20 protein-coding genes are annotated in these 26,315 nt (G+C 47.1%); 17 read left to right on the top strand and 3 right to left on the bottom strand.

Features of this window, described 5'->3' with window-relative positions:
- Positions 1-32 precede the first annotated feature (32 nt).
- The 8 genes from MHH93_RS18555 to MHH93_RS18520 all read left to right on the top strand — a co-directional run bounded on the left by MHH93_RS18555 (position 33) and on the right by MHH93_RS18520 (position 12,132).
- Positions 33-2,126, top strand: a complete 2,094-nt coding sequence (locus tag MHH93_RS18555; protein WP_500055220.1) for an acyltransferase family protein — start codon at positions 33-35, stop codon at positions 2,124-2,126.
- Positions 2,127-2,381: 255 nt separating this feature from the next.
- Positions 2,382-3,695, top strand: a complete 1,314-nt coding sequence (locus MHH93_RS18550) for an extracellular solute-binding protein (RefSeq protein WP_500055219.1) — start codon at positions 2,382-2,384, stop codon at positions 3,693-3,695.
- Between the two features lie 146 nt (positions 3,696-3,841).
- On the top strand, positions 3,842-4,723 hold the full coding sequence (locus MHH93_RS18545) for a carbohydrate ABC transporter permease (protein WP_500055218.1): 882 nt from the start codon (positions 3,842-3,844) through the stop codon (positions 4,721-4,723).
- A gap of 15 nt (positions 4,724-4,738) precedes the next feature.
- A complete protein-coding gene (locus MHH93_RS18540; protein WP_500055217.1) occupies positions 4,739-5,614 on the top strand; it encodes a carbohydrate ABC transporter permease in 876 nt (291 codons plus the stop codon).
- A 30-nt stretch (positions 5,615-5,644) separates the two neighbouring features.
- The gene (locus MHH93_RS18535) at positions 5,645-7,426 is read left to right on the top strand and encodes a cache domain-containing sensor histidine kinase (RefSeq protein WP_500055216.1); all 1,782 of its coding nucleotides are present in this window, start codon (positions 5,645-5,647) and stop codon (positions 7,424-7,426) included.
- Positions 7,423-9,009, top strand: a complete 1,587-nt coding sequence (locus MHH93_RS18530) for a helix-turn-helix domain-containing protein (protein ID WP_500055215.1) — start codon at positions 7,423-7,425, stop codon at positions 9,007-9,009. Before MHH93_RS18535 ends, MHH93_RS18530 begins: the two co-directional genes overlap by 4 nt.
- 167 nt (positions 9,010-9,176) lie before the next feature.
- Positions 9,177-11,675, top strand: coding sequence for a beta-mannosidase (locus MHH93_RS18525; RefSeq protein WP_500055344.1), 2,499 nt, complete (start codon positions 9,177-9,179; stop codon positions 11,673-11,675).
- Positions 11,676-11,904: 229 nt separating this feature from the next.
- Positions 11,905-12,132 (top strand): hypothetical protein, encoded by a 228-nt coding sequence (locus MHH93_RS18520; protein WP_442030834.1) that lies wholly within the window; start codon positions 11,905-11,907, stop codon positions 12,130-12,132.
- A gap of 117 nt (positions 12,133-12,249) precedes the next feature.
- On the opposite strand, the gene MHH93_RS18515 is transcribed toward MHH93_RS18520, so the two are convergent.
- Positions 12,250-13,365 carry an FAD-dependent monooxygenase gene (locus MHH93_RS18515; RefSeq protein WP_500055213.1) on the bottom strand — a complete coding sequence of 372 codons (1,116 nt, stop codon included), beginning with the start codon at positions 13,363-13,365 and terminating at the stop codon, positions 12,250-12,252.
- Between the two features lie 271 nt (positions 13,366-13,636).
- Here MHH93_RS18515 and MHH93_RS18510 point away from each other — a divergent pair, with 271 nt between their 5' ends.
- Positions 13,637-14,119: a MarR family winged helix-turn-helix transcriptional regulator gene (locus MHH93_RS18510; RefSeq protein WP_036609579.1), complete on the top strand. Its 483-nt coding sequence runs from the start codon at positions 13,637-13,639 to the stop codon at positions 14,117-14,119.
- 97 nt (positions 14,120-14,216) lie between these two features.
- On the opposite strand, the gene MHH93_RS18505 is transcribed toward MHH93_RS18510, so the two are convergent.
- The gene (locus MHH93_RS18505; protein ID WP_433752608.1) at positions 14,217-14,516 is read right to left on the bottom strand and encodes a hypothetical protein; all 300 of its coding nucleotides are present in this window, start codon (positions 14,514-14,516) and stop codon (positions 14,217-14,219) included.
- Between the two features lie 214 nt (positions 14,517-14,730).
- Here MHH93_RS18505 and MHH93_RS18500 point away from each other — a divergent pair, with 214 nt between their 5' ends.
- The 5 genes from MHH93_RS18500 to MHH93_RS18480 all read left to right on the top strand — a co-directional run bounded on the left by MHH93_RS18500 (position 14,731) and on the right by MHH93_RS18480 (position 19,714).
- Positions 14,731-16,755, top strand: a complete 2,025-nt coding sequence (locus tag MHH93_RS18500; protein ID WP_500055212.1) for a Na+/H+ antiporter — start codon at positions 14,731-14,733, stop codon at positions 16,753-16,755.
- 121 nt (positions 16,756-16,876) lie between these two features.
- Positions 16,877-17,818: an aldo/keto reductase gene (locus MHH93_RS18495; protein ID WP_500055211.1), complete on the top strand. Its 942-nt coding sequence runs from the start codon at positions 16,877-16,879 to the stop codon at positions 17,816-17,818.
- A 63-nt stretch (positions 17,819-17,881) separates the two neighbouring features.
- On the top strand, positions 17,882-18,670 hold the full coding sequence (locus tag MHH93_RS18490) for a polysaccharide deacetylase family protein (RefSeq protein WP_500055210.1): 789 nt from the start codon (positions 17,882-17,884) through the stop codon (positions 18,668-18,670).
- Positions 18,671-18,887: 217 nt separating this feature from the next.
- Positions 18,888-19,094 carry a YwbE family protein gene (locus MHH93_RS18485; RefSeq protein WP_500055209.1) on the top strand — a complete coding sequence of 69 codons (207 nt, stop codon included), beginning with the start codon at positions 18,888-18,890 and terminating at the stop codon, positions 19,092-19,094.
- A gap of 20 nt (positions 19,095-19,114) precedes the next feature.
- Positions 19,115-19,714: a DUF4269 domain-containing protein gene (locus tag MHH93_RS18480; protein WP_500055208.1), complete on the top strand. Its 600-nt coding sequence runs from the start codon at positions 19,115-19,117 to the stop codon at positions 19,712-19,714.
- 202 nt (positions 19,715-19,916) lie between these two features.
- Here MHH93_RS18480 and MHH93_RS18475 read toward each other — a convergent pair whose 3' ends face one another.
- Complete coding sequence (locus MHH93_RS18475; protein WP_500055207.1) at positions 19,917-21,362, bottom strand: hypothetical protein; 1,446 nt, start codon at positions 21,360-21,362, stop codon at positions 19,917-19,919.
- A 390-nt stretch (positions 21,363-21,752) separates the two neighbouring features.
- Between MHH93_RS18475 and MHH93_RS18470 the strand changes: the two genes are divergently transcribed.
- From MHH93_RS18470 to MHH93_RS18460, 3 genes are all read left to right on the top strand, one after another.
- A complete protein-coding gene (locus MHH93_RS18470) occupies positions 21,753-23,534 on the top strand; it encodes a sensor histidine kinase (RefSeq protein ID WP_500055205.1) in 1,782 nt (593 codons plus the stop codon).
- A complete protein-coding gene (locus MHH93_RS18465; RefSeq protein ID WP_500055204.1) occupies positions 23,527-25,140 on the top strand; it encodes a response regulator transcription factor in 1,614 nt (537 codons plus the stop codon). The genes MHH93_RS18470 and MHH93_RS18465 overlap by 8 nt, the downstream gene beginning before the upstream one ends.
- Before the next feature lie 177 nt (positions 25,141-25,317).
- Complete coding sequence (locus MHH93_RS18460) at positions 25,318-26,304, top strand: ABC transporter permease (RefSeq protein ID WP_500055203.1); 987 nt, start codon at positions 25,318-25,320, stop codon at positions 26,302-26,304.
- Positions 26,305-26,315 lie beyond the last annotated feature (11 nt).

Genomic DNA, 26,315 nt, shown 5'->3' with positions numbered 1-26,315 from the left:
TTGTTGACCCACAGTAATAAGGAGGGGCATGCATGTCACAATCGCCTAATACCAAGCGACATATGAACGGACTGGATGGCTTACGAGCCATCGCTGTACTTGCGGTAATCGCGTATCATCTGAATTTGGATTTTATTCCGGGCGGACTGCTCGGTGTAGGTATATTCTTTGTTCTCTCTGGATATTTGATTACAGATATTCTCGTGTCACAGTGGCAGGAACATGGACGCATTTCACTCGGTGATTTTTGGGTAAGACGGGTAAGACGTTTGCTTCCAGGCATGCTGACCATGACAGCTGTGGTAATGATCTGGTTGGCCTGTACAGACCCATCCCGCCTCGCTGCGCTTCGTGGTGATATCGTTTCGGGTGTATTATACATAAGCAATTGGTGGTATATCTTTCACAACGTTTCCTATTTCGAAAGTTTTGGCCCGCCATCACCGTTTGGACATTTCTGGTCACTGGCTGTGGAAGAGCAATTTTATCTCATATGGCCTCTTCTACTGATCGCAGCAATCGTCGTGTTCAAAAGAAAGGGATGGCTGGTCGTTTTCATTGTCGTCGCAGCTGAGTTGTCTGCTGGCGCAATGGCCATCATGTATAATCCGGATCTGGACCCGAGCCGTGTATATTATGGAACAGACACACGGGCATTCGCACTGCTTGCTGGTGCTGCTCTTGCCGTGGTGTGGCCTAGTCGCAAGCTCTCGAACTCTCTGCCTGGCATGAATCGCCTTGTACTCGACGTATCGGGACTAGCTGCACTTGCTTTGTTAATTTACATGATGCTGAATAGCAGTGAATATGATTCGTTTCTGTATCAAGGGGGCATGGTGCTTCAGGCTATTGCAACAACGTTGCTGGTAGCGGTGTTGGCTCACCCATCGTCTTTCCTGGCACGTATCATTGGCGCGAAGCCATTACGCTGGATCGGAGAGCGATCCTACGGATTATATCTGTGGCATTATCCTGTTATTATTTTAACGAATCCGGCGGTGGATACGGGAGGAGCACATCCTGTACGAATCATTTTACAAGTTGCTGCAACGGTTGTACTGGCCTCATTGTCCCTTAAATATATTGAAAATCCGATTCGGTACAACGGATTCCGTGATTCTTGGTCCCGATTATGGGGAAGAGGGCGGTCAACGATCGGTATACGTAACGTATGGTGGAAGCGGGCAGGCCTGTTGATGACGATTCTGTTGTTGTCCTATACGGTATCTCAGATGATGGTCTCACATGCAGCGAACTCTGACTCCCATTCGGTATCGATGTCCAACACATTGAATGGAGAGAATTCCGTGGTGGAGGAACAGGGACAGGATGTGTTGCCAGCTATTACAGCGACGTCAGGCTCTGGTCAAAAGAACGATGCTCATACCCATAAACCGGAAGCAGGAACGAAAGATGATCCGGGGAAAAACGAGAAGCCAACAGGAGAGTCTGCTCCAGACTCAAAACCTGACGACCAAGACAATGCAGTGAATGCTGGCAAGGACGGTCAGTCTGAAGATAAGCCGGCTGATGACTCCGTGACTAACGAGAATGATACACCAGATGACGCTGGAGCGAATCAATCCGATAATACGGATCATACAGATGATGCACCTGATTCATCTCAGGACAATGAAGAAACGGCTCCTCCTGCCCAGGATGGCAAGGTTCATTATACCGTCATTGGAGATTCAGTGATTTTGGATGCAAAACCGTATCTGGAGCAAAGTATATCGGGAGTGTATGTGGACGGACATGTCGGTCGTCAGATGTGGCAGGCAGGTGATGTATTGGAAGGTCTGAAGCAAAACAACCAAATGGGCAGCAAAGTGGTGCTGGAGCTCGGGACGAATGGTTCCTTTAACTCCAAAAACTTGAATGCTGTGCTTGATTATCTGAAGGATGAGGATCACGTATATCTGGTTACTGTGCGTGTACCTCGTCCGTGGGAACGAACGGTGAACAGGGCTTTGAATGAGGCAGCATCCAAATACAGCAATGTCTCGTTGATTGACTGGAACAGTGCAAGTGAGGGACATGACGAATATTTTGAAAAAGACGGCGTACATCTTACTACGCAAGGGTCCGAAGCTTTTGCAGAACTGGTGAAAAACAGTATCCAATAATACGCAATCCATATTTAATACGATTTAGCACTTATTCATTATATAGCCTGGGGTGAAGCTACCGACGGCTGCAACAAGAAAGAGCTCTCATTGTGAGGGCTCTTTTTAGTTGTTATGAACAATAAGTCAGCAAAGTAAGTTCCAAACAGGGGAACCGATATTTTTCACCCCTGCATCCGTGGATCGTCACCTTACGGTATGATAGCGTTACCATTTACAATAAGTGTATTCAAATCGCCGAGGGGGATTATAGAGATGTTGAAAAAATGGCTTTCGGGTTTCCTGGCAATAACATTGTTCTCCATTATTCTGGCTGGCTGTGCTGGCGGGGACACTTCAGAAGGAGGCAGCGGCAATGACAAAGTAACCGTCACTCTCTGGCACAACTGGACCGGACAGGATGCCAAGGCGGTTGCGATGCGCAAAATAATTGAAGATTTTCGCGCGGCGCATCCGGATATTGAAGTTGTGGACGAAGGACTGCCTACAGATGGTCTCAAAACCCGGCTTCGTACGGTGGCAGCTGCCAACGAGATGCCAGACCTGTTTGTGATGTGGCCGGATGCCATGACTAAGGAATTTGTAAAAGGGGATCTGTTACAGCCCATTAATGCAGAGCTGGACGCAAAGTCGGAGTGGAAAGACAACTTTATTCCGAATGCATTAGATGGATACACAGTGGACGGAAATATTTATTCTGTGCCAATGAATCTGGCGCCAAGTTCCTTCATTTATTACAATGAAGCTCTTTTCAAGCAGTACAACGTGAAAGTGCCTGAGACGTGGGCGGAACTGGAACAAGCGATTGCTACGTTTAATCAAAATAAAGTCATTCCCATGGCGCTTGGCAACAAGGCCAACTGGGTAGCACAATCGACGATATTCAGTACATTGGCTGACCGGATTACCGGTACAGACTGGTTCCTGAAAGCGGTAGCTCAAGATGGTGCAAGCTTTACCGATCCACCATTTATTGAAGCCCTGAACAAAATGCAGGAGCTTGGCAACAGCAAGGCGTTCCAGGATGGATTCAACAGTATCGATGAGACACAGATGATGCAGCTTTATTTCCAAGGTAAGGCAGCGATGGTCATGAACGGCGGATGGGCCTTGGCCAATCTGGTGAACAATGCACCTGAAGAGGTATTGAACAACACCCATATTACGATCCTTCCTCCAGTAGACGGAGGTAAGGGAGAACCAAGAACCACATCTGGTGTTGTAGGAACCGGGTTGGGTGTAAGCAAAAAGCTGAGCGGTGCTCAAAAAGAGGCAGCGATGGAACTGTTCTATGCACTGGCAGGACCTGATGGTCAGAAGGCCACATTGGATAGCAGCACATTGGTGAGTTACAAGATTGATCTGGATAAAACCAAGGCGCATCCATTGTTCGTTGAATTATATGATCTAATGCAGGAAGTGAAGATTACGCCGGTTTACGATTCCAAGCTGGGATCAGCAACGGTTGAGGTTATTAATAATGCGTTGCAAGAGTTGCTCATGGGTGGTAAGGCTGAAGACATTGCAGCCAAAATTCAGGCGGCTCAAGCCAATGCAGTTAGTCAGTAATTATTGGTCAAATTAGATAGCGACTGCGATAGTACAGCCAGACGATGAAGATTCAATGGACTCATCACATCGCTTATTAGCTGGTTATTCGTTAAAACCCCTTCCCGGCAGGGGAGGGGTCTTTAGTATGGAAGGGGAGTGAACAGATGAACGCACTGCGAAGTCGGCGTTTTATTATGCTGGGGCTGGCCCCGGCAGTCATCATTTATGCATTGTTTGTATTTGTCCCGGTCGTATGGTCGGCATACTATGGTTTCTTCAACTGGTCCGGCATCGGCGCATCCAAATATATCGGTATGGATAATTACGTGGAGATCTGGCATGATCCGGTATTTTGGCGGGCACTCAAAAATAACGTTATCTTTGTGTTGGCATCGGTATTTGGACAGATTCCGTTAGCACTGATGCTCGCGGTTATCTTGCACAAAAGCAATCCATTACAGCGGTTTCTCCGTTCAGCCGTATTTCTGCCGATGGTGTTATCCACTGTAGTGATCGGTATGATCTGGCAGTATATCTATCATCCGCAGATCGGGATATTGAATTTTCTGCTGGACGCACTGGGGCTGGAGAGCTGGAAGCTGCAATGGCTTTCCGATGACAAGATTGCCATTTTCTCATTGGTACCGCCTTTGCTCTGGAGCTTTGTGGGGCTGTATCTGATTATCTTCATCTCGGCACTACAGAATATCCCAGGCGAGATTCATGATGCTGCCCAAATAGATGGGGCTTCAGGAATCCGTAAGCTGGTATCCGTCTCTTTGCCCATGATCTGGGGAACGGTTCAGGTTGCGATCATTCTATGTATCTCGGGTAGTCTGAAATCATTCGATCTGGTCTACATCATGACCAAGGGCGGTCCGGCACATGCAACAGAACTGCTCGCAACGTACATGTACAATTCAACTTTTACAACATACCGTTATGGGTTCGGTAGTGCGATCTCAACAACCATCGTGCTGATCTCCCTGCTTCTGATCGGAACAAGCCAGTGGGCGACCAGTCGCAAACGAAAAGAGAATCAATAGAGAGGAGGGGCTAACATGCAAGTAACACCTGTACCTATGCCATCACCACGAAGTGGCTCAGGGCATCCGATTCGCCGCCTTCGCAGCGGAATTGTTTGGACGCTGCTAACGGTCTATGGTATTTTAACATTGTATCCGTTCTACTGGCTCGTGATTAGTGCATTCAAAACGAATGAAGATTTCTATAGCAGGCCCTTTGGACTGCCGGAAAACTGGAATGTAGCCAACTTCAGCAATGCATGGGAAAGCTCCAGGTTGGGGACTGCTTTTGGCAATTCACTCATTGTATCCGTGGGATCACTTATTCTGACGCTGTTTATTGCAGCCCTGGCTTCATTCATCCTGGCCCGTTTCCAGTTTCGGTGGAAAGGGTTAATCATGACCTTCTTTGTTATTGGTATGCTCATACCGATCCATAGCACGCTCGTCCCTTTATTTATCTTAATGAAACAGATGTCCTTGCTAAATACGTACTGGGCATTAATATTACCGTATACGGCTTTTGCATTGCCTACAGCTATTTTCGTGCTTACTGCTTATCTTACAAGTGTTCCGCGTGATATTGAAGAAGCAGCTTTTATTGATGGAACAGGACTGTGGGGGCTGTTTACCCGGATTATGCTACCCATGTCCGTACCTGCCTTATCTACGGTTACGATCCTGAGTTTCCTGCATGCGTGGAATGACTTTTCATTTGCGCTTGTATTCATCAACAAAACCGGATTGAAAACGTTACCGCTGGCCATTGCGAACTTTGCGGATGGGTATCAAACCGATTACGGGTTAACGCTTGCTGCCATGACCCTGTCGGTCATTCCGACCATTATCTTGTATCTCGTTTTCCAGGAACAGGTTATGAAAGGCATGACAGCCGGAGCTGTCAAAGGGTAAGCGAAAGCGCATCCAGAGGAGGAGAAACGTTTGGCACGCTGGCTCACATCTTCGTTACAAAGGAAGCTATCCGTCGTTGTGACGGCTTCAATGATTGTGCCTTTGCTGGCTTTGGGTCTGTTCGCCTTTCTAATCTCTTCCCGCATCACGGAGCAAAAAACAAAACTGTCCGGCATGGATACGTTGAAGCAGGTGGAAGCCAATCTTCGTTATATGCTGCAGGATGCCGAGAACCTGTCCATTTTCCTGATTGGAGAACGGGATATTCAGCAGTACCTTAGCCACAATGAGGATCATGAGCTGGACAGAGTGGATATCTTGGGCAGGATGACCAATCTGGCTGCTTCCAAGAAATATATCGCCAACATTGCCATATACCCTGGACGTTTTGATGCCACATTGTCGACCGCTACCTGGTATGAATCCAATAATTCAAGCTTATCTTATCCACCAGTGCCGAGCGAAGAAGCAGTAAAAAAATGGACGGGGGTATATCCGGTCCAGAATTATGCGGGTATACAAAATGTGATCACATTGGTTCGGCCGATTCGCAGTATCCATGATTATCGACCCATCGGTTGGTTAGCCATTAGTCTGGATGAGAAGGCCATATCCAAGGGATGGGCCGCTCTGGGATTAGGCAGAGGGCAAGGCAGACTGGAGCTCATCGGCAGTTCTGGAGAGATTCTGTCTTCGATGGACAAATCCCGGCTTGGACTTAAGCTGGAAGGTGTCGAACCAGGGATTACAACGTTAATTCAGGATGGCGGTAGCGGAACCACCACGTATGGCAGTGGTGACGATAAACGGACGTTGCTCTATTATCCGGAAGAATTGACGGGGTGGACGTTGGTTGGAACGGTTCCTTATGACCAGTACAAGTCGGAGAATCGGTACATTCTTATTCTAACCGGCTGCGCAGTTGCGATGTCTGCTGTGATCAGTGCTGGATTGGTCTGGTTTACGGTGCGGCGTGTGACGAGGCCGCTTCGTGTGCTTACCCGGCATCTGTCCCGAATTGATCCGGAACGTCCGCTTCCTTTGTTTCGATCTGAAAGTGATGACGAGATTGGCAGGCTTGGGGAGAGTTACAATCTGCTCGGTGCACATATTCAGTTATTGAAGGAAGAGGTTATTCGAGGTGAAGCCCGTAAAAAAGAAGCGGATCTTCGGGTGCTTCAGGCGCAGATTAATCCGCACTTTCTGTATAACACACTTTCTTCAATTCACTGGATAGCCTTGATGTCTGAAGAGAAGCGGATCGCGGACATGGTTGAGGGCTTGAGTGATTTTCTGCGCATCAGCTTAAACAATGGTCAGGATTATTATCCTGTGGAACAGGAGATTGCTCATATCCGCCATTATGTGCGTGTGCAGTCCATTCGTTTCCCTGATCAATTTGTCTTGCATTATATCGTTGATCCAGCGCTTGAGAAGCGAATGATGCTGAAGCTGTTGCTGCAACCGCTTGTTGAGAACGCCATGATTCATGGCATTCAACCGAAAGCGGGCCTGGGTACCATCACCATAATGATTCGCAAGGACCCGGATAATGAACAGATGAATGTGCTGGTGCTGGATGATGGTGTCGGCATGGAGCCGGACAGACTGGAGCAATTAAGGATAAGCATTAGGGAATGGAAGGGAAAACAGCCGGAAAAACAGCTAAACCAAGGCGGTTATGGACTCTGCAATGTGAATGAGAGGCTGCTGCTCCATTATGGAGCGGATGCACAGCTTGAAGTAGACAGCAGAGTTGGGGGAGGTACCCGGATTTCGTTTTCCATTCCAATCTTGGAGGGTTCGCCATGAGACTATTAATTGTGGATGATGAAGTGATTATCCGTACAGGACTTGCCAGCGTTATCGCCTGGCATGAACTCGGAATTGAACTTCTTCAACCGGCTGCCTCGGCAGAGGAGGCGTTAACACGCATGGCTGAGGAACGTCCGCATATCCTGATGACGGATATTCGGATGACAGGCAGATCAGGGCTGGAACTGGCAGAAGAGGGTCTGCGATTGTTACCTGAGCTGGAGGTCATTATTTTGTCCGGATACGATGACTTTTCTTATGCGCAGCAGGCGATACGCCAAGGTGTTACAGATTATCTGCTCAAAACAAGCAAGCCGGAAGAGATCATCAAGACGGTATTACAGGCCAAACAACGGATCACGGAACGTTGGGCAGAGAAGTCCAGAGAGGGACAGCTTATGCGGGAGAATCGGGAGCGGTTATTTGCCGGTTGGATCATTGACGGTGACACCGCTTCGGGCCAATTTCCTTCATTTCTGCGATCTGATGCTGGAATAGAGGCAGCGGATGATGGCCTTGATGATGAACAGATTCGCAGACAAGTCATTGTTCTTCGAGCAGAGGGTTGGGATCGATCCTCGGATGCGCTATTACGATTTGCGGTGCAGAATACACTGGAGGATATGCTACCGGGTGCCATTGCACATGTAGAGAAACAGCAAATTATATGTGTAGTTTCATGGCCACCTGTGGATCTGGAATATCCGTTCAGGCTGGAGAGTGCATTATGTCGGGTGGAGCAATTACTGAAGTGCACCCTGCGTGCAGCGGTGGGCCTGCCTGTGCGTGGATACGCAGATCTGCATGAAAGCTACAGAACGGCTTCAGTTGCATTCCGATATCGGAGTTTGATGGATGATAAAGTATGGCATTATGAGCACATTCAGGATCGTCAAGGTGGCAAAACCGTACTTACGCACGAAGAGGAGACCACACTTGGTACATTATTGCTGGATAATGATTCAGTCACGTTAACGACATGGACGCGGGAACTTGTGGCTAATTTGATTACAGAACCGGAGGTCACGCCAGAATCGTTCAGTGCTTGTCTGCACTCTGCGGTCATTGCAGGTCATCGCTGGCTTACCCGCACAATGCGAGCGACAGGGCGTGAAGAAACCGCAAGGCTCGAACCCTGGTTGCCGGAACCGGATGCCGAAGCCGTAGATCTTGGAGATATGTTGTTCCACCATCTGTATGGTCTGATGCATGTGTATCATAGCCGAATGGGTCAGGGACAAGCCGCCCATGTGCAAAAGGCTATTGGTTATATTGAGTCATCACTGGCACAGGATGTTAATCTACAGCAGGTAGCTGGACATGTTCATTTGCATCCAGGTCACCTCAGTGAACTTTTTAAAAAAGAAATGGGTGTGACCTTTGGAGATTTTGTCACCGATATGCGTATACGAAGAGCGATGGATATGCTCGCGGTGTCTCCAGCGAAGGTCAGCGAAGTAGCTGCCATCAGTGGCTACGAGGACGTGAAATATTTTAGCAGACTGTTCAAAAAACATACGGGAAAGACCCCGAGTGAATATCGCGAAGAGGCAATGTCGTTCAAGCCTTCGGGAAGTTAGAAATGAGCAGATTAGGATACATGCATTGCTTTTCTGCAAACGTTTTCGATAGGGTATTACTCAGGGTTATTGGAGAGTGAGGGCGTATTGTGAAGACACATCGTTTAATTCAGGATTTATCGGGACAATGGAAGATACAACATTTTGAAGTTGGAGAGAAGCGGGCAATGGATGTGGCAGCTGCTGCGCTGGATGACCGTTTCTGGATTGGGGCTGAAGTACCTGGGGATGTACATGCTGCACTGATTGAGCGCAGTATCATTGATCCGCCCTATTACGGACATAATGATGCCAAAAGTCGCTGGATTGAGCAAAAGGAATGGTGGTACCGTACAACCTTCAATCTGGTGAGAGATGAGGAGACGGAAGAGCACTTTGAATTGGTGTTTGAAGGATTGGACACGTTTGCAACGGTGTATGTGAATGGCCATGAAGTTGGAAAAACGGCGAATATGCTTATGTCACATACATTTAATGTAACATCTCTGGTTCGCAGCGGCTGGAATGCGATTGCTGTCAAGTTCGATCCGCTTCATCTGCATCACCGGGACAAAGAAACCTTTGATTGGTCCTCGTATACAAAGGAACGGCCATGGTTGCGCAAAGCAGCGATGAACTTTGGCTGGGACTGGGGGCCACGCATGGTGACGGTGGGAATCTGGGGTGCTGTACGGCTGGAAAAACGAACAATAGCCAAGTTGGAAAGTGTCTATGCTCGAACGGAATCAGTCCGTACAGAGCTTGCTGTCTTACGTGTCACGGCAGATGTGAAGTCCGTCTTGTCTTTTCGAAGCAGACAAAAACGTGAGCAGGCTGTGGTTACGTCCTGTAATGTTCGTCTGCTGGATCGCAACGGACACGAGGTTGCAGGTGCCACTGAACTGCCTGTAGAAGGTGGTAAGGCAGAGACCACGTTGAACGTCACGTCACCTCAGTTATGGTGGACTCATGATCTGGGTGAGCCGTATCTATATACCCTGGAGGTTACATTACACGCAGATGGCATTGAGGTGGATCGTTACAGTGAGCCTTATGGGTTACGAACGATTGAGCTGGCTCTTCACAATGAACGGGGTGAAGATGCATTTACGTTTATTCTGAACGGAGTCAAAGTATATGCCAAGGGTGCCAACTGGATTCCGGCTGATCATCTGATTGGTGCCATCCCAAACTCCCGGTATCGTGAGCTTGTCGAGCTATCGGTAGAAGGACATATGAACATGCTGCGTGTCTGGGCTGGTGGTATATATGAGAAGGATGTCTTCTACGATGAGTGTGATCGGCAAGGGGTGTTGGTGTGGCAGGATTTTGCATTCGCGAACGCACTGTTCCCGGATTTCAATCGTGATTTCATGGATAATGTACGGCAAGAGGTAGAAAACAATGTCTTGCGCCTGCGTAACCGTGCCTCGCTTGCCCTCTGGTGTGGGAATAATGAAATAGATTGGCTCTATGATATGAAGTCGGCAAGTGGAGATATTACCAGCCCGTTCTACGGCGAACTGATCTACCATGAGCTGATCCCTGAAGTGCTGGAGCGATTGGATCTGTCTCGTCCGTACTGGCCTTCTTCGCCGTTCGGGGACAGCAACGGTCAGGACGCGAATGATCCCGATGTCGGGGATCGTCACAACTGGCAGGTATGGCATGGCTCGGTCTATCCAAGGAAGCATGGAGAGCCGCCGTTGCTGGACTATAGTATTGAAGGTGTGACATTCAAAAATTACAAAAAGGATTATGCGCTTTTCAGCAGTGAATTTGGTATGCATGCCTCGGCTAATCGTTACACGCTGGAGAAAAATATGCCCGCAGGGCAGTTCTACTGGGGCAGTCCGGAGATGGCCTACCGTAACAAGGATACCAACCACCAAAAAGGCATTCTGTTGATGGAAGGTTACACAGGCATTCCACAAAATATAGAGGAGTACATGAACTATTCCATGTTGACTCAAGCAGAAGGATTGCGCTATGGAATAGAACATTTCCGACGTATTAATCACCGTAACAACGGTGCACTCGTGTGGCAATTAAATGATAGTTGGCCAGGAACAAGCTGGTCCATGATTGATTATGAACTGCTGCCGAAGGCATCCTTTTATTACGGGAAAATATTCTTTCATCCTGTCTTGTTGTCACTGGAGCATGAGCCGGGGGAGCCGCTTGCGTTGTGGGTCGTAAACGATACACGGGACGTACTGAAAGGCGAGCTTCGATTCAATGTCTATGAATTACATGGAGAGAAGATCTATTCCAGCGTACATGCTGTTGAAGTAACATCTCAATCCGCATTATGTATTGCCGAATTCACTGAAGTAGAGGTGTTACGGGGCAGACGTGCGGAGGAAGTAATGGTTGAGTTGGTATCCGAAGGGTTTGCGGCGCCGATGAATCGATATTTCTTGCGTGATCCTAAGGATGTGACCTTGCCGAAATCTCAATTGAGTGTACATGTGAATGAAGAGGAACAGTCTGTGACGGTTACGGCCAGTGGTGCAATTGCACGCTTGGTGAAGCTGGAGCTCCCTCTTGGGCGTGTCCGATTCAGTGACAATTATTTTGATCTGCTTCCCGGCGAGAGCCGGACGGTAAGACTTCGTCATCCAGAGCAATCGTCTTTGCCTCTGACAGAACTTCGGGTCAGTGCCATGAACGGCAGAGAAGGGTAAAATAATAATAATAGACTTCGATACTTATCCGAGGTTCAAGGTTCAAAATTCAAGGTGGTAATCCTGATCAGGGATGCCACCTTTTTTGCTTTTGCAGCAGGTGAGTTCATGTCGCTGTGTCAGGTGATCTTGTGCTTATTCCACAAGCTAAAATTCCAATCGGGTTCACATCTTGGATCATTAAGGTTAGTATGATAGAAAGAAATCGTTCTCAAAAGGAGGTGAATTCATGTCGTTTGTCTTTTATCCGGAGATGATTATCTTCATTTTGATGTTGATTCTGCTGATTATTGGTATCGTATATATTATTCGTAAAAGCAAACAAGTACTGCGTCGTATAAGCAATCTGGAGAAAGCGATATATGAAAAAGATAACATCTCATCCTATCCGAAGGACGTTGATACTGTACAAGAAGCACCCAGAGAAGACACGTTTGCTCCACGCAAACGAAAATGAAGAAGGCCACGGAATTACATAAAAAAGATAAACCAACAAACCAACAGCCGATTCTTCTCTAATGAGGAAGTGATCGGCTGTTTGGGCATATAGGCATTTTATCCGTATTAACTGGGTTTAGAGAAAGGATTCATAACGCTGTTGGAAAGAGGATTCCATCTCCACTTGTCGTGCAAGTTGCTGCTGTACCTTTGCACCGCGAATCTTCTGAAGTTTCTGTAGTTGTGCAGTGGAACTGAATTGATCTGTAGCCATCTGAACAAGTAATTCCGAGAGCACATCCGCATCTTCGAGCGCGGCATTAAGTCCGAACGCACCCGTTGGGGTCATGGTATGAGCGGCATCACCGATGAGTACAACATTGTCTTGTGCCCACGACTGGCAATAGCTGCTTTCGACAGATAACAGTACGAAGTCACTCCAGCTCTGAATGTTGGCAGCTACAGAATCAGACAGACAAGGAAATGCGGAGACAAGTTTGTCTACAAAAGGAGCAATCGGCTGCTCTCGCAGCTTGGAGTATGCTCCTTCGGGGATGTTCCATCCAATCTGAACATAACCGCCGAATTGTGAGAACAGGGCAAGCTGTTGACCATCCATGCTGGCCATTCGAACAGCAGGTTCCCAACCCATAGGTGCCGGAATGCGCGCCCACAGCAGATCATACCCATGCTTGCGAATTTCGGGGGTCAAACCGGAATGTTTGCGTACAGCAGAGTATCTGCCATCAGCACCGACAATAACGGATGCTTCGATGGAGGCAGGCACGCCGTTCTGCCGAATGTTAATACCAACGATATGACCGTTCTTGTCTCGTAGCATACCCGTCATAATTGTATTGAATCGTACTTGTTCGTTTGAACTGTGCTGCTCAGCATGCGACACGATGGCTTCCAGGAGATGATCTTGCGGTACATGAATACCCACATGAGATTCTCCATTGCCTGGTGAAACGGTATGAATAATGTGCCCGTTCTCCCAATACTGTATCTGCTCCAATGGCAGTGCTCCACGTTCCTGAATGAGTGAATATAAACCATGTTTATTTAAAATCGCTTCTCCGTCGACATTAAGCAGCTCCCCGCGAAACGACTTGTGCAGGTGGGGCTGCCGCTCTATAAGCATCGTGGAAATCCCTTTTTGATTCAGTAAATAAGAAAGTAAGGCACCGCCAGGGCCAGCGCCCACGATGCAAACATCCGTTTTTAATGGTGACTGTAAATTCTGATTCATGTGCATAAGTCCCTTGCAGTATAGTGGTAACTATTGTTTACTTTATAACAACAAATTTATTAAAATCATTAAGTAACTAAAAGTAACTTTTAAGATATAGGTTATTATAAACAAACCTGTTGCCATAATGCAATAGGTGTAACCCAAAATAAAAACTTAAGTCTTCTGATTGTATAAAGCTTGTCCAATACAAGCGTATTTTTCACAAACAACATAGTGTAAATATGTTACAATATGAGGTAGGTTATGAACAAAGGCAGGAGGAACGTTTATGAGCCCGGATACGGAGCGAAACTCTCAATTGGCAAATGTAGATCAATTGTTGGAGGCCTTCTTCAGATATAAAAATAAAGTATTGGATCAGCAGCAGAAGACCGAAACCAACTGTAAACTGAATCCGACAAAAAGTCATATATTGGGCATGATTTTACGTGAAAAACGCTGCATGGCAGTGGATGTAGCCAGACAACTCAGTTTGTCTTCCGGCGCAACCACCATTGTACTGAATCAACTGGAGACGGAAGGGTTGATCCAGCGTGTGCGCAGTGAAGAAGATCGCAGAATTGTGTGGCTGTCCTTAACGGATGAAGGGGCACAGCTTGCGAAGACGCTTAATGCGAATCGTGGCCGAATGACGTGGGAATTGTTGCAAGCACTTTCCGAAGAGGAGCAACAGCAGATGTTCGGTATGCTGAAGAAAATTGAACTTAAACTGCTGGAGAACATGAAGTCGTTTGAGCAGATCCACCGATAATGCATATATGACTTGATTCCTTGAAGACGTCAGTCCTCATGAGTTCGTCCCTAATTGCGGGGGGATGAGCCTTGAAGACTGGCGTTTTTGAGTTGGTTTACAAATGAAAGCGAACCACATGTTCCATCAAGCCTTCCTGAATCAAAACTTCCTTTTGTTTGCGGCCCATCAGGTCAAAGTGGGGAAATGGCTGCCGTTGATGAATATATCGCGGGTCCAGCCCGTGATCGTGACACCAACGCTCAAGGCGTTCCAGATCTGCACAGCCAACTTTGGTGACACTGGTGATGCCAGGGAATCGGTTGTCAATCCAGAAATGAGTGAGGTACGCAATCTCACCGCGAGCCACTTGTTCTTTCCACGCAGCAAGCTCCTGTCGTTTAATTCCAAATGCCATAGATGAAAGTTCCTTTCCAAACGGGTATTGTCCTGAGCATATTGTAACATCTTATATACAGAATCCATCAGAATTCTTCAATTTAGACTAGTCTGAGAGCAGTTAAATGGGTATAAGAATATGACAACATTTTTATAACAAAGTTTGGATTATGTTAAAATAAACCTATACAACAAAGGTATCACCACATCTATTGCGGAAAGGAACTGTCATCATGGAAATATTTATAGCCGTACTTGTCTTACTGGTACTCATCGGTTTATCAAACATCCTGAACCGGTTTGTACCTTTTATTCCCGTTCCGCTCATTCAAATCGTGCTTGGTGTAGCCATAGCTCTACTTCCTGCCGGGGTACATTTGCCGTTGAATCCGGAATTATTCTTTGTGCTTTTCATCGCACCTTTGTTATACAACGATGGGAAGCGAACACCAAGGAATGAATTATGGAATCTGCGTGCACCGATACTTCTGCTTGCGCTGGGACTTGTGTTCGTGACGGTGGTTGTAGCGGGATATGCCATTCATTGGTTGATTCCTTCGATTCCGTTACCCGCGGCTTTTGCTCTTGCAGCCATACTGTCCCCGACAGATGCAGTGGCCGTTGGCGCCATGGCTGGACGGGTCCATCTGCCCAAAAGCATACATAGGCTTCTTGAAGGAGAAGCATTAATGAATGATGCATCCGGCTTGGTCGCCTTCAAATTCGCGATTGCAGCCACGGTTACAGGTGTGTTTTCCCTCGCCCAGGCTACTTTCAGTTTTATTCTGATTGCGATTGGTGGACTACTCGTCGGTGCCTTGTTATCTTTTCTGTTAATCAGGCTCGGGGTATGGATTCGCAGGTTGGGTATGGAAGATGTAACGATTCACATGCTGTTGCAAATATTGACCCCGTTCGTTATCTATCTGGTGAGTGAAGAAATTGGCGTATCAGGAATTCTTGCGGTAGTGGCAGGCGGTATTATCCACGCCATTGAGCGTGACCGCGCTGAATCGGTTCAGTTAAAAATGCAGGTCGTATCTGCGAGCACATGGTCAGTCATTTTATTTATATTAAATGGTCTGGTGTTCGTTATTTTGGGTGTACAGGTCCCGGATGTTTTGAGTACCATTTTCGAAAATGTTTCGTTTAATAATCTGCAGGTGCTGGGCTATGTTGGCCTGATCTCGGTGTTATTGCTGGTTCTGCGCTTTCTCTGGATATATCTGTTCTGGCAGGGGAATGAACTGCTGCGAACCAAATCCTCCATCGGCCGACCGCGGTTTAAGGAAATCACGATTATTTCTCTCTCTGGCGTGCGGGGGGCCGTGACATTGGCGGGTGCCTTTTCGATTCCTTACGTGCTCCAGGATGGATCACCTTTCCCTGAACGGGATCTGATCATTTTCCTGGCGGCAGGAGTTATCCTCTTCTCCTTGATTGCGGCGAGTGTGTTTCTTCCTGTTCTGGCCAAAGAGGATGGAAAATCCACTGAGGAAACCCCTCAGAAGTCCGAACGAAAAGCACATGACATTATGCTGAATGCGGCGATACGAGCTGTCAAATCCGAAATGAATGATGAGAACAAAGCTGCGGCACTTGCGGTTGTCTCCGACCTGTCCAAATATATCAGGCAAGCCGCAGGTCAACTCACCGCCGATAAACGCAAACATATCCAGAAACAGGAAACGGCTATTAACCTGATTGCTACCCGTGCGGAGCGCAAAGAAATCGAAGCGATGCTGGATGAAAATGAAATTGCATCCGATGCCGCCTTCAAATGTGACAGCTGGCTGGATCGCAAGGAAATGATGCTGTCCAATCGCGCCAACACTCAGATGATGACCTCAATCAACGAGATCGGGCGTGTGTTGGGTCATCTGTTCACCAATCGATCCCAGAAGCCCAGTCAACCATTCATGCTTGAAAATGCAGAACTGTTCCGTCAGGTGAAGCTACGTACCTCTGAAGCGGCAATCAAGGCTATTCGTGCCCATATGAATGATGGGAATCGAGTTGTAGCCTTATCGGTCATCGCCAAGTATGAGCGTGTAATTGCCAAATTGCGAACCTGGAACCAAGGGAAAACAGAAGATCCGTTTAATCAGGAGAAGCTTGAATTGCAGATGGTGGCGATTCAGGAGCAGCGCAATACAGTGCAACAATTATATGAAAACGGAGAAATTAATCGTGATGTGGCTGCCAAGCTACGCCGATTCATCAATGACGTGGAAGCAACTGCGTTGAAAAATACCTAGAATGTTTGCTAATCCGATAAACCCGATATTTTAAATATGCTAAACAGTTTGATATAATATGGGGCAAGTAAAATGTTACGACCAGATTGTACTTATTCGATCAGCGAGGGAGAGATAAGACATGGCAGAACAGCAAATACGATTGGGCAAGACGGATCTCATTGTGAACCCCATTGGACTGGGGGCGAATGCAGTAGGTGGACATAATATCTATCCGGGCATGCTGAATGATGAGACAGGCAAGGAAGTAGTTCGAACCGCCTTGAAACAAGGTATTAACTTTCTGGATACAGCATATATCTATGGACCTGAGCATTCCGAGCGATTGATCGGCGAAGTATTGAAGGAAACCGGTCAGCGTCAGAATACGATCATTGCAACCAAGGCAGCTCATACATTTGTAGATGGCAAGATTGTTATCGATAACTCACCGGCTTTCCTAAAAACGGCTGTAGATGAGGCATTAAACCGACTGCAAACCGATTATATTGACCTGTTCTACATCCACTTCCCGGATGAGCACACGCCTAAGGATGAAGCGGTAGCTACGTTAAAACAATTAAAAGACGCTGGCAAAATTCGTGCCATTGGCGTATCTAATTTCTCCATTGATCAGTTACGTGAAGCCAACAAAGACGGGCATGTAGACGTATTACAATCTGAATATAATCTGTTCAAAAGAGAAGCGGAGAAAGAGCTGTTGCCGTATACGGCTGAGCATCATATATCTTTTGTTCCCTATTTCCCACTGGCAGCGGGACTTCTGGGCGGTAAATATAATCGTGATACAACCTTTCAAGATGGACGGGCGAAGAATCCACTGTTTACAGGTGAAGCTTTCATTAAAAATTTGGATAAAGTGGAGCAGCTGCGCAGCATAGCCCAATCAAAGGATGTTGAAGTTGCTCATCTGGTTCTGGCCTGGTACCTGACTCAGCCTTCGATTGATGCATTAATCCCTGGTGCCAAGAGACCGGAGCAGGTCATTAACAATCTGCAGACATTGAATGTGGAATTAACTGCTGAAGAAATTGCAGTTGTGGATCAGATCTTTCGTTCATGAGTTCGGGTGATTCGGGAAATGCTAACAGGGAGTTTACGTATGAAGACAAAGTGAGGACACCACATGAACCTGAAGGCAGCCCGAGTCATCGGAATGTTCACGCTAATTATTTTGCTGGGTAGCAGTTCTGCCTATGCGAAGCCTGTACAGAAGAACCGTCAGTATTATGAGGAACGAGGAGAGATCGTTTGGGAGGTTCCCACACAGGATAAACTCATCGCCCTGACCTTTGATGATGGACCAGATCCGATTCAGACTCCCCAGATTCTGGCATTGCTTCAGCAATACCAAGCCAAAGGAACCTTTTTTGTACTTGGCAAATGGGCAGAGAAATTTCCTGAACTGATTAGGCAGGAACAGCTCGAAGGGCATGAAATCGCCAATCATACGTATGCGCACACGTATGCAGTCCGATCGACACGTGCGGACAAGTACATGAAGGATATGAACGCAGCGGAAAGTTCCATCATTGAAGCAGGAGCGGAGCGCCCCCTGTTGTTCAGGCCACCGGGCGGCTATTATAATGACATGGTCATTCAGGCTGCCAAACAAAAAGGGTATACCATTGTACTCTGGTCCTGGCATCAGGATACACGGGACTGGGCTTCTCCAGGTGAAGCGGCTATCGTTAAAAAAGTATTAAATAACGCACGTAATGGGGATATTGTACTCTTCCATGATAAGGTGGAAGGCAAGTCCCATACGGTGGCTGCACTCAAAACGATCCTGCCGAAGCTACAGCAGCAGGGATATCGATTCGTGACGGTATCTGAGCTGCTTGCTGTGAAGGCACGTGAAGCTGCGAAAGATGGAACGTCACCTTCTTCTTCGTTGAAGCATGTGAAGCCCTAGATATCGCAATTCAATTAGAAACCGCAGGCCTCGGGATATAGAGACCTGCGGTTTCTTTATATTTGATTTCCATATGAAACATGAAGCCAGGAGTGTAAGGTTGTTGTCTGTCTCCCTTTTGTTTTGAAACCAAAACGTCTACAATAGATGGAGCTTTGTGTTTAAGGGTTATATAGTATACAAGATATGAATGACGACATAGAGGAGAGCGAATACGATGAATGGACAACAACGAGTGAATATTAAACCGGGTCTTGAAGTGGATATTGTACTGAAGCAGGACCAAGCTACTGGCAAATTGACCCGGGGCATTGTGAAGGATCTGTTAACCAAGTCCCCTACACATCCACACGGAATCAAAGTACGACTGACGAGCGGCCAAGTGGGACGTGTGAAACAGGTCATTACCGAAGGTTCGAACTAACTGTGGCCCAAGGCGGTGAAATGAGCACAACCGCTGAAGTCATGGCACATCTGGCTTCGGGTAATGCACGTCAACAAGACGCGTATCACGTGTTACAGAGTAGTGGATTGCTTGAACTATTAGCTGCCTACCATCCCTATCCGGCGGGGACAGTACCGATTGATATTGATGTTCAGGGCAGTGATCTCGATCTGCTGTGTTATGCGGAGGATTTGGATGTCTTTGAAGCTGAAATGTATGATCAGATCGGAGCGATTGGTGAGTTTCAATGTGTTCGTGGTGGGAATCTTCCAGGCCAACATCCTTATGTGACTTGTAATTTAAAAGTGGGACATTGGCCAGTGGAGATTTTTGCCCAATCCGTGCCAGTTAACAGGCAGAATGCATACCTACATATGATCGTTGAATGGAGATTGTTGCAACTGTGGGGAGACGCGGGACACCGTGAGATCCGTAGACTGAAACAGGCAGGGTGGAAGACGGAGCCTGCTTTTGCTTCTGTACTTGGATTACAGGGAGATCCATATGTGGACATGCTGCATCTGGCCGAGATGAAACGTGAAGATCTCTGGAGATGGGCGCGTTCACGCACGTTTTTTAAAAATGTCTATTTGAGATGAACTAATCATTTACACGATAACGGAGAGGACAGAAAAAACCTGAAAAAGCGAAGCGTTCGCCTAAAAGCTTTCTGAAAGAAAGCTGCATCGGAAGCATACGCTATTACCGGATTTTCCCTTTATCAAGGGAATCAAAAAATCTGGGAATAACAGCGATTGGAAGGTGCTTCTGTCATAGTAGTGTCAGTGTAATAACCTTTGCTCAGATCAGAAAGATAGCTACAATCGTCGTTACTGTGAGTCCCAGCACGACTGGCTTCAGGTTGCGTCTTGCAAGTTCAAAAGGGCTGACTCCGCAGATTGCAGCAGCAGGGATCAATGCCCATGGAATCAAGGTTCCACCACCTACCCATATGGCTGCGACCTGACCTAGTGCTGTCAGTACAGGGGCGGAATCTGTCGAACCTGCGAACATGGACGCAATCGAGCCAACCAAGGATATCCCCGAGAACCCCGAACCATCCATTCCGGTCACTGCTCCGGTCACCGTCATTGTAATTGCGCTCACCGTATCATTCAAGGGCACCAGTCCAGCGAGTGCGACCCCAAGATCATTCACAATCCCATGTGAACCTTCAGGAAGAGGGTTGATGAACAACTCCGTAATGGCAGCATCTCCTAAGTAAAAAAACGCGGCTATGGGAATAACCGGTCCAAACACCTTGAAACCGAACTGAAATCCTTCTATTAAATAATGGGTCGTTTTCTCTGGTCCGGCCTGACGATGTGCGGCAAGGGTAACAGCAATCAGTATGACCACAGCGGTTCCGCCAATCAGAGCAGTTGCGTCGCCGCCTTGCAACTTTAATACAAACATCAGAACCACATCAACTGCGAATAACAGAGGAATAAGCAGTGCGAAACCTTTTTGCAGACGGGGTGACATCACTTGACGTTGAGCAGGCTGATTAGCGGGTAGGGTGGTGGTGGGCACAGTCTCAGATGAGGAAGAAGGTTCCGTACTCACGGTACCTGATATGGCATCTGGGGAGTGAACAGGTGAGCCTGATCTCATCTCTTTGCGCAGCATCCAGAAGGCTGTAAGGGTAGATACGGTTCCCATGACAATAACTAAAGGAATGCTTGCCGTCATGACGGAAGTAACGGGGAGACCAGCTGCATCAGCCGTAAGTTTGGGAGCCCCTTGAATAATGTAATCCCCTGACAGTGCAATCCCATGTCCGAACAGGTTCATGGCAATGGCAGCTCCAATCGGAGGAAGTCCCACTCGCACCGCGACAGGAAGAAGTACAGCACCAACCAGTGCTACGGCCGGAGATGGCCAGAAAAAGAGCGATACGACCATCATAATCAATCCGATCCCCCAATATGCGACTTGAGGAGAACGGATAAATCGGGTGACGGGTGTCACCATGACCTCATTAATGCCAGTTCTGATTAGAACACGGCTCATTGCCACAATAATCGAGATGATAAAGATCGTACTTAGCAATTCTTTCGTTGCATAGATAAAACTGCTGAAGATGCCGGCAACTGAGCCACTTAAGGTTTCCGTTGCCAGAAGTCCAATGGTCATAATACCCGCGACACAGATGATCGTGGTGTCCCTGCGCCGAATCATTACGGCGATGATCAAGACGATATATGCCATATAGACATAGTGCAACGCAGTGAGTTGAATATTCATCGAACAGGCCTCCCTACATCCTGGTGACAAATCCCTAGGAGTGATATATCGTATGCATGTCAAGATCGGGCGTTCGTGGAGTCCGGGGCTTGCCGCAGCATTTATTTTCAGGGAGAAGCTTCTGAGCTATAAATGAAGGATTTTTTTTACAACTGGAGAATTTATTACAATATGAAGCGCGTTATCCAAACTTGGAGCGGATGAAAGTCACCAGAATTGATATATGAAGGTCACGTGGCCCCATAGACAATGGCAAGCAGGGGTGATTACAATAAACATGCCATCATAAGGAAGAAAATAGAAAAACGATGTGAACTAAAAAGTGTGTGTTCAAAAAGTATGGTTTTTATTTTTTTGAACCACCTCTAAAAGGGCGGGAATCCATAATCCATGAGTATGATCCGTTCACTCCGTTTTAAATTTATTGTGGGTCTTACATTGATCATGCTACCATTGTTCATGCTGCTATATTACAACAATGTCTACGCCATGAAAGTCGTACGTGACAAGGTATCCCTCACCAATATGAATCATCTCGCCAAGAGTGTAGAGCAGAACGAACGAGTATTACAGGAGACGAATCGGTATTTATATAGTCTGGGCGAAAGGGACCCGGATATTATCTCTCTCTTTTTTCTGGAATACGGCAGCGGCGATTATATCATTGCCAAGCAACGGATTATGAACAAATTCATGACAGATATTGGTTTCTATAATCTGATTGATTCCTTTTTTCTATATGATGCCGTGAATGATGATCTGCTGCTCGCCACTTCAGGCAATTATGATGTCAAAAAGTCGGTTGTGCAGGAGAGCATGCCAGTCCAGATGCAGCAATTGGAAGGGGACATCCAGAAGCCGGAATGGAGCATTGTACGTGGAGGAACGTGGAATGCGCTCGTGAAAACGGTGCGAATCAACCAGCAGTTCTATGCAGGTGCCCTTGTCGATATGAACGCACTGAACCATACACAACAATTCACTGAATCCGGAGATCGGGGAGGCGCAGTTATTGTTGGAGCGGACGGCGGGGCATTATCAGATTCCACATTGAATACGGCACAGATTCAGCTGGCTGCAGCGCATCTTCCCGGCCTGGAGAATCCCTATCAGGTTATCTCTGAAGTGGTGAACAAGGGAGAAGCACGTCAATATCTGATGTTGGGTATTGCCTCGGCCATGTCCCGGATGAATTATATTGTGCTGCTGCCTGAGGAAGACATGATGCGTAACCTCCCGTTCTTCCAGCAGATCATTCGTTTACTTCCCATTGGTGCGGCAGTAATTCTGGTTACTGCACTGATCTTTTTGCGGCATCTGTTATTCCGCCCGATGAATGCATTGATCCGAGGCATGAGAAGGGTGAGTCGTGGAGATCTTGATGTGAAGCTGGACCCGCCCTCTTCTTCGGAACTCGAATTCATGACACGAAGTTTTAATCAAATGACCAGTGAGATCAGGCATCTGAAGATTGATGTGTATGAGGAACAGTTGAGGACGCGGGAGGCTGAGTTTAAACAATTACAGATGCAGATCAATCCTCACTTTTACCTGAATTCACTCAATATTATTCATAGTCTGGCTTCTTTGCAAAAGCATGAGTTGGTGCAGCAGATGGCTGGTCATCTGGCCGATTATTTTCGATTCAGTCTGCGTGCAGGTAAACGTGTTATTCATCTGGATGAAGAGCTGGAGCACATTCGTCATTACTTAGAAATTCAAAAGCTGAGGTTTCCAAGCAGATTCGATTTTGAACTGGATGTCGAACCGAATTTGGGACATTATGTAATTCCTCCATTAACCATTCAGCCCTTTGTCGAGAATGCCATTATCCATGGATTTCAGCGCCGGACGCACGCCTTTGTCATTCGGATCGTGGCGCGCCTTGAAGAGACATCATCCGTTCATGTCGATGGAACGGTGCTTCAACTGATGATTATCGATAATGGTGTTGGATTTGATGAGGAATTGTTGGAGCGTCTGCAACATGGACAATACGCTGAAGACCCGAGTGGACAGCATATCGGTATATGGAACGTGGCTCATCGGCTTCTAGTGAAGTATGGTGATCAAGCCAGTTTGCAGTTTGGAAATGAGGCGGATCATGGCGCCAAAGTCATCATTGATTTACCCGCTCAGACCGAAGAGGAAGAAGGGGGAGCCCATGCGTAACCTGTTGATCGTGGATGATGAAGTATATGCATTACAAGCGATGGTGGAAGGAGTAGACTGGCAGGCAGCTGGTGTCGACCAGGTATTCAGTGCTTGTGATGCAGAAGAGGCAAGAAAAGTTCTGAAGGCAAGTTCCATCGATATTATGATCTGTGATATTGAGATGCCTGGCGAAACCGGACTTGATCTGCAGAGCTGGGTACTGAAACATGATCCAGGCATGCTGACCATTTTCCTGACGGGGCATGCGTTGTTCGATTATGCCCAGACGGCAATTAAGCTTAACAGCTTTGATTATGTACTAAAGCCTGCTCCGGCCGATCAGTTGATCAAGGTGGTAAGCCAGGCGGTGGAGAAAATCAAGGATGGAGAGCAGCGCACCCGTACCAACGAAGTTTATGAGACCGTATACAAACGCTGGAAAACGCATAAACCGATACTGACAGAACGTTTCTGGAAAGATGCCATCTCTCAGCGTATCACGTTAACTAAGCAACGACTGCAAGAGCTCGCAGAATTATATGGTGCCGAGATTGATCCGCAGGCCCGTGTATTACCTGTAGTGATCTCGGTAGAAGAGTGGGTGCGTGAATTTGATTTGCGAGATGAAGAGGTATTAGAGTATGCCCTTCGTAATGCAGCCAGGGAAATGTTGCTTGGCGACAAACCGGGTGAAGTGTTTCAGGATCATGGTGGATTAAATATTGTTCTTGCTTACGAGCAAGACGGAATCATACCGAGTGTTAGTGAAGTGGCACAACGCTGTCAGGATTATATTCGGAAATGTGGTACGTATTTCTATTGCCGGTTGTCCTGTTATGTGGGTGCTCCGGTTGCTGTAACGGAGCTGCAAGGCATGTTGAATGAACTCATGGATATGGAGCGGCGCAATATTAAGGAGCTTGAAGAAGTTTTTGTCTATGATGAGCAAGGCAGAGTTCAGGAAGATCGCTTTTTGCCTATTCCTTGGTTCTCGGAGTTATCCATCCTGTTTGAGACGGGTAAAGTAGGGGACTTGCGAGAACGTGTGGATGAGATTTTTGAATTGCTTGCTGCCCAGGAGGGATTGTCTCCCGAAATGCTGCATCTCTACTATCATGCCATGCTGCATGTGGTCTACCCGCTGCTGCATCAGAAAAACGTGTCCATACGCAGCCTTTATCCGGGTGAACGGGAGCCGGAAGAGAGTGTTGTGACGAGATCGCTACCACAGTTGAAGCAGTGGACGTCGGATCTGATTGATCGTGTTATCCCGGTGTTGTACCCGGACGATCATAGTCCCATGACCATTGTGGATCAGTTATGTGTTTATATTGAAACTCATATTGGTGAAGAACTTATGCGAGAGGAACTTGCAGCTTTTGCCGGATTCAATCCCGCTTATCTATCCCGTCTGTTTCGGAAAGAAAAGGGGATGTCCCTATCGGAGTTCATCCTGCAGGGCAGAGTAGCTAAAGCGAAGACGCTGCTGTCCCAGTCCACCGTCAAAGTGACGGATATCGCTGGCAAGGTAGGGTATTATAATTACTCGCATTTCACCAAAATGTTCAAAAAGTGCACGGGCATAACGCCACAGGAGTTTCGTAAACAGTCACGTACCGTATAGTTCAGGGCGCAGCATGCTGCGTCTTTTGCTTTTTTTTCGGATGTCATAATTTGATAAGTCAACAGGTCACCACAGCAGATAGAGGTCTTACCCGCCCCGCCGTATACTTGAACCACAGGAGCCGCAACGGAGCTTCATCCTGAGGAAGAATTCAAGAGGAGTGAGGGAGAACACGTTATGAAGACACAACCCCAGGCGGGTAAGGGAGTACGGATATCGGAAATACCGGAAGGATCAGTCCGAAAGCGCAAGTCTGTGTGGCACAATCTTGGCAAATTCAAGGTGCTGTATCTCATGTTCTTGCCAGGGGTCCTGTTTCTGCTGGTGAACAACTATATGCCGATGTTCGGCGTTCTGATCGCATTCAAAAATGTAAACTATGCTGATGGTATTTGGGGGAGCCCGTGGAGTGGATGGGACAATTTCAAATATTTGTTCTCAACCAGTGATGCTTGGGAAATTACCCGAAATACACTCGCGTATAACACCGTGTTTATTGCACTTAATCTCTTAGTCGGTGTTGGGCTCGCTATTCTGCTCAATGAAGTGAAGAACAAGGCAATGTCGAAGTTATATCAATCACTTATGCTATTGCCATATTTCCTGTCTATGATTGTAGTCAGTTATCTGGTGCTGGCTTTCCTGGGCAAGGATTCAGGATTCATGAACTCAACGATTCTGCAGATGTTCGGCGGTCAGCCGATCGACTGGTATTCAGAGCCGAAGTATTGGCCGTATATTTTGCCACTGGTGAACACATGGAAGAATATTGGATACTACGCCGTCATCTATCTGGCAGCTGTTGTGGGTATCGATGAAGAATATTATGAAGCAGCTGTGCTTGATGGAGCAACCAAATGGCATCAGATCCGCTTCATCACCATTCCGTTCCTCATACCACTGATCGTCATTATGACGTTATTGCAGATTGGCCGTATATTCTACGCAGACTTCAGCCTGTTCTACCAGGTTCCATTGGAATCCGGAGCGCTGTTCCCTGTAACAAATGTACTGGATACCTATGTATATCGTACGTTCCTTATCGGTGGAGATATAGGAATGTCATCAGCAGCCGGTCTATATCAAGCCATCGTCGGATTTGTGCTGGTTCTTGTATCCAACACTATCGTAAGGCGAATAGATAAAGATAATGCATTATTTTGAGAGGGGGCAAG

The sequence above is a fragment of the Priestia sp. FSL H7-0729 genome (assembly GCF_038005685.1).
Taxonomy (GTDB): domain Bacteria; phylum Bacillota; class Bacilli; order Paenibacillales; family Paenibacillaceae; genus Paenibacillus.
Note: the sequence above shows the minus strand (reverse complement) of the source record. Positions and strands in the feature narration are given on the sequence as shown.

Bases quoted from the DNA above. Each gene is read 5' to 3' on its own strand.
- MHH93_RS18505 (WP_433752608.1), bottom strand. From the start codon at position 14,516: ATGGCATTTGGAATTAAACGACAGGAGCTTGCTGCGTGGAAAGAACAA.
- MHH93_RS18495 (WP_500055211.1), top strand. From the start codon at position 16,877: ATGGCAGAACAGCAAATACGATTGGGCAAGACGGATCTCATTGTGAAC.
- MHH93_RS18480 (WP_500055208.1), top strand. From the start codon at position 19,115: ATGAGCACAACCGCTGAAGTCATGGCACATCTGGCTTCGGGTAATGCA.
- MHH93_RS18520 (WP_442030834.1), top strand. From the start codon at position 11,905: ATGTCGTTTGTCTTTTATCCGGAGATGATTATCTTCATTTTGATGTTG.
- MHH93_RS18540 (WP_500055217.1), top strand. From the start codon at position 4,739: ATGCAAGTAACACCTGTACCTATGCCATCACCACGAAGTGGCTCAGGG.
- MHH93_RS18525 (WP_500055344.1), top strand. From the start codon at position 9,177: ATGGATGTGGCAGCTGCTGCGCTGGATGACCGTTTCTGGATTGGGGCT.
- MHH93_RS18545 (WP_500055218.1), top strand. From the start codon at position 3,842: ATGAACGCACTGCGAAGTCGGCGTTTTATTATGCTGGGGCTGGCCCCG.
- MHH93_RS18485 (WP_500055209.1), top strand. From the start codon at position 18,888: ATGAATGGACAACAACGAGTGAATATTAAACCGGGTCTTGAAGTGGAT.
- MHH93_RS18515 (WP_500055213.1), bottom strand. From the start codon at position 13,365: ATGAATCAGAATTTACAGTCACCATTAAAAACGGATGTTTGCATCGTG.
- MHH93_RS18470 (WP_500055205.1), top strand. From the start codon at position 21,753: ATGAGTATGATCCGTTCACTCCGTTTTAAATTTATTGTGGGTCTTACA.
- MHH93_RS18475 (WP_500055207.1), bottom strand. From the start codon at position 21,362: ATGAATATTCAACTCACTGCGTTGCACTATGTCTATATGGCATATATC.
- MHH93_RS18555 (WP_500055220.1), top strand. From the start codon at position 33: ATGTCACAATCGCCTAATACCAAGCGACATATGAACGGACTGGATGGC.
- MHH93_RS18530 (WP_500055215.1), top strand. From the start codon at position 7,423: ATGAGACTATTAATTGTGGATGATGAAGTGATTATCCGTACAGGACTT.
- MHH93_RS18465 (WP_500055204.1), top strand. From the start codon at position 23,527: ATGCGTAACCTGTTGATCGTGGATGATGAAGTATATGCATTACAAGCG.
- MHH93_RS18460 (WP_500055203.1), top strand. From the start codon at position 25,318: ATGAAGACACAACCCCAGGCGGGTAAGGGAGTACGGATATCGGAAATA.
- MHH93_RS18510 (WP_036609579.1), top strand. From the start codon at position 13,637: ATGAGCCCGGATACGGAGCGAAACTCTCAATTGGCAAATGTAGATCAA.
- MHH93_RS18550 (WP_500055219.1), top strand. From the start codon at position 2,382: ATGTTGAAAAAATGGCTTTCGGGTTTCCTGGCAATAACATTGTTCTCC.
- MHH93_RS18500 (WP_500055212.1), top strand. From the start codon at position 14,731: ATGGAAATATTTATAGCCGTACTTGTCTTACTGGTACTCATCGGTTTA.
- MHH93_RS18490 (WP_500055210.1), top strand. From the start codon at position 17,882: ATGAACCTGAAGGCAGCCCGAGTCATCGGAATGTTCACGCTAATTATT.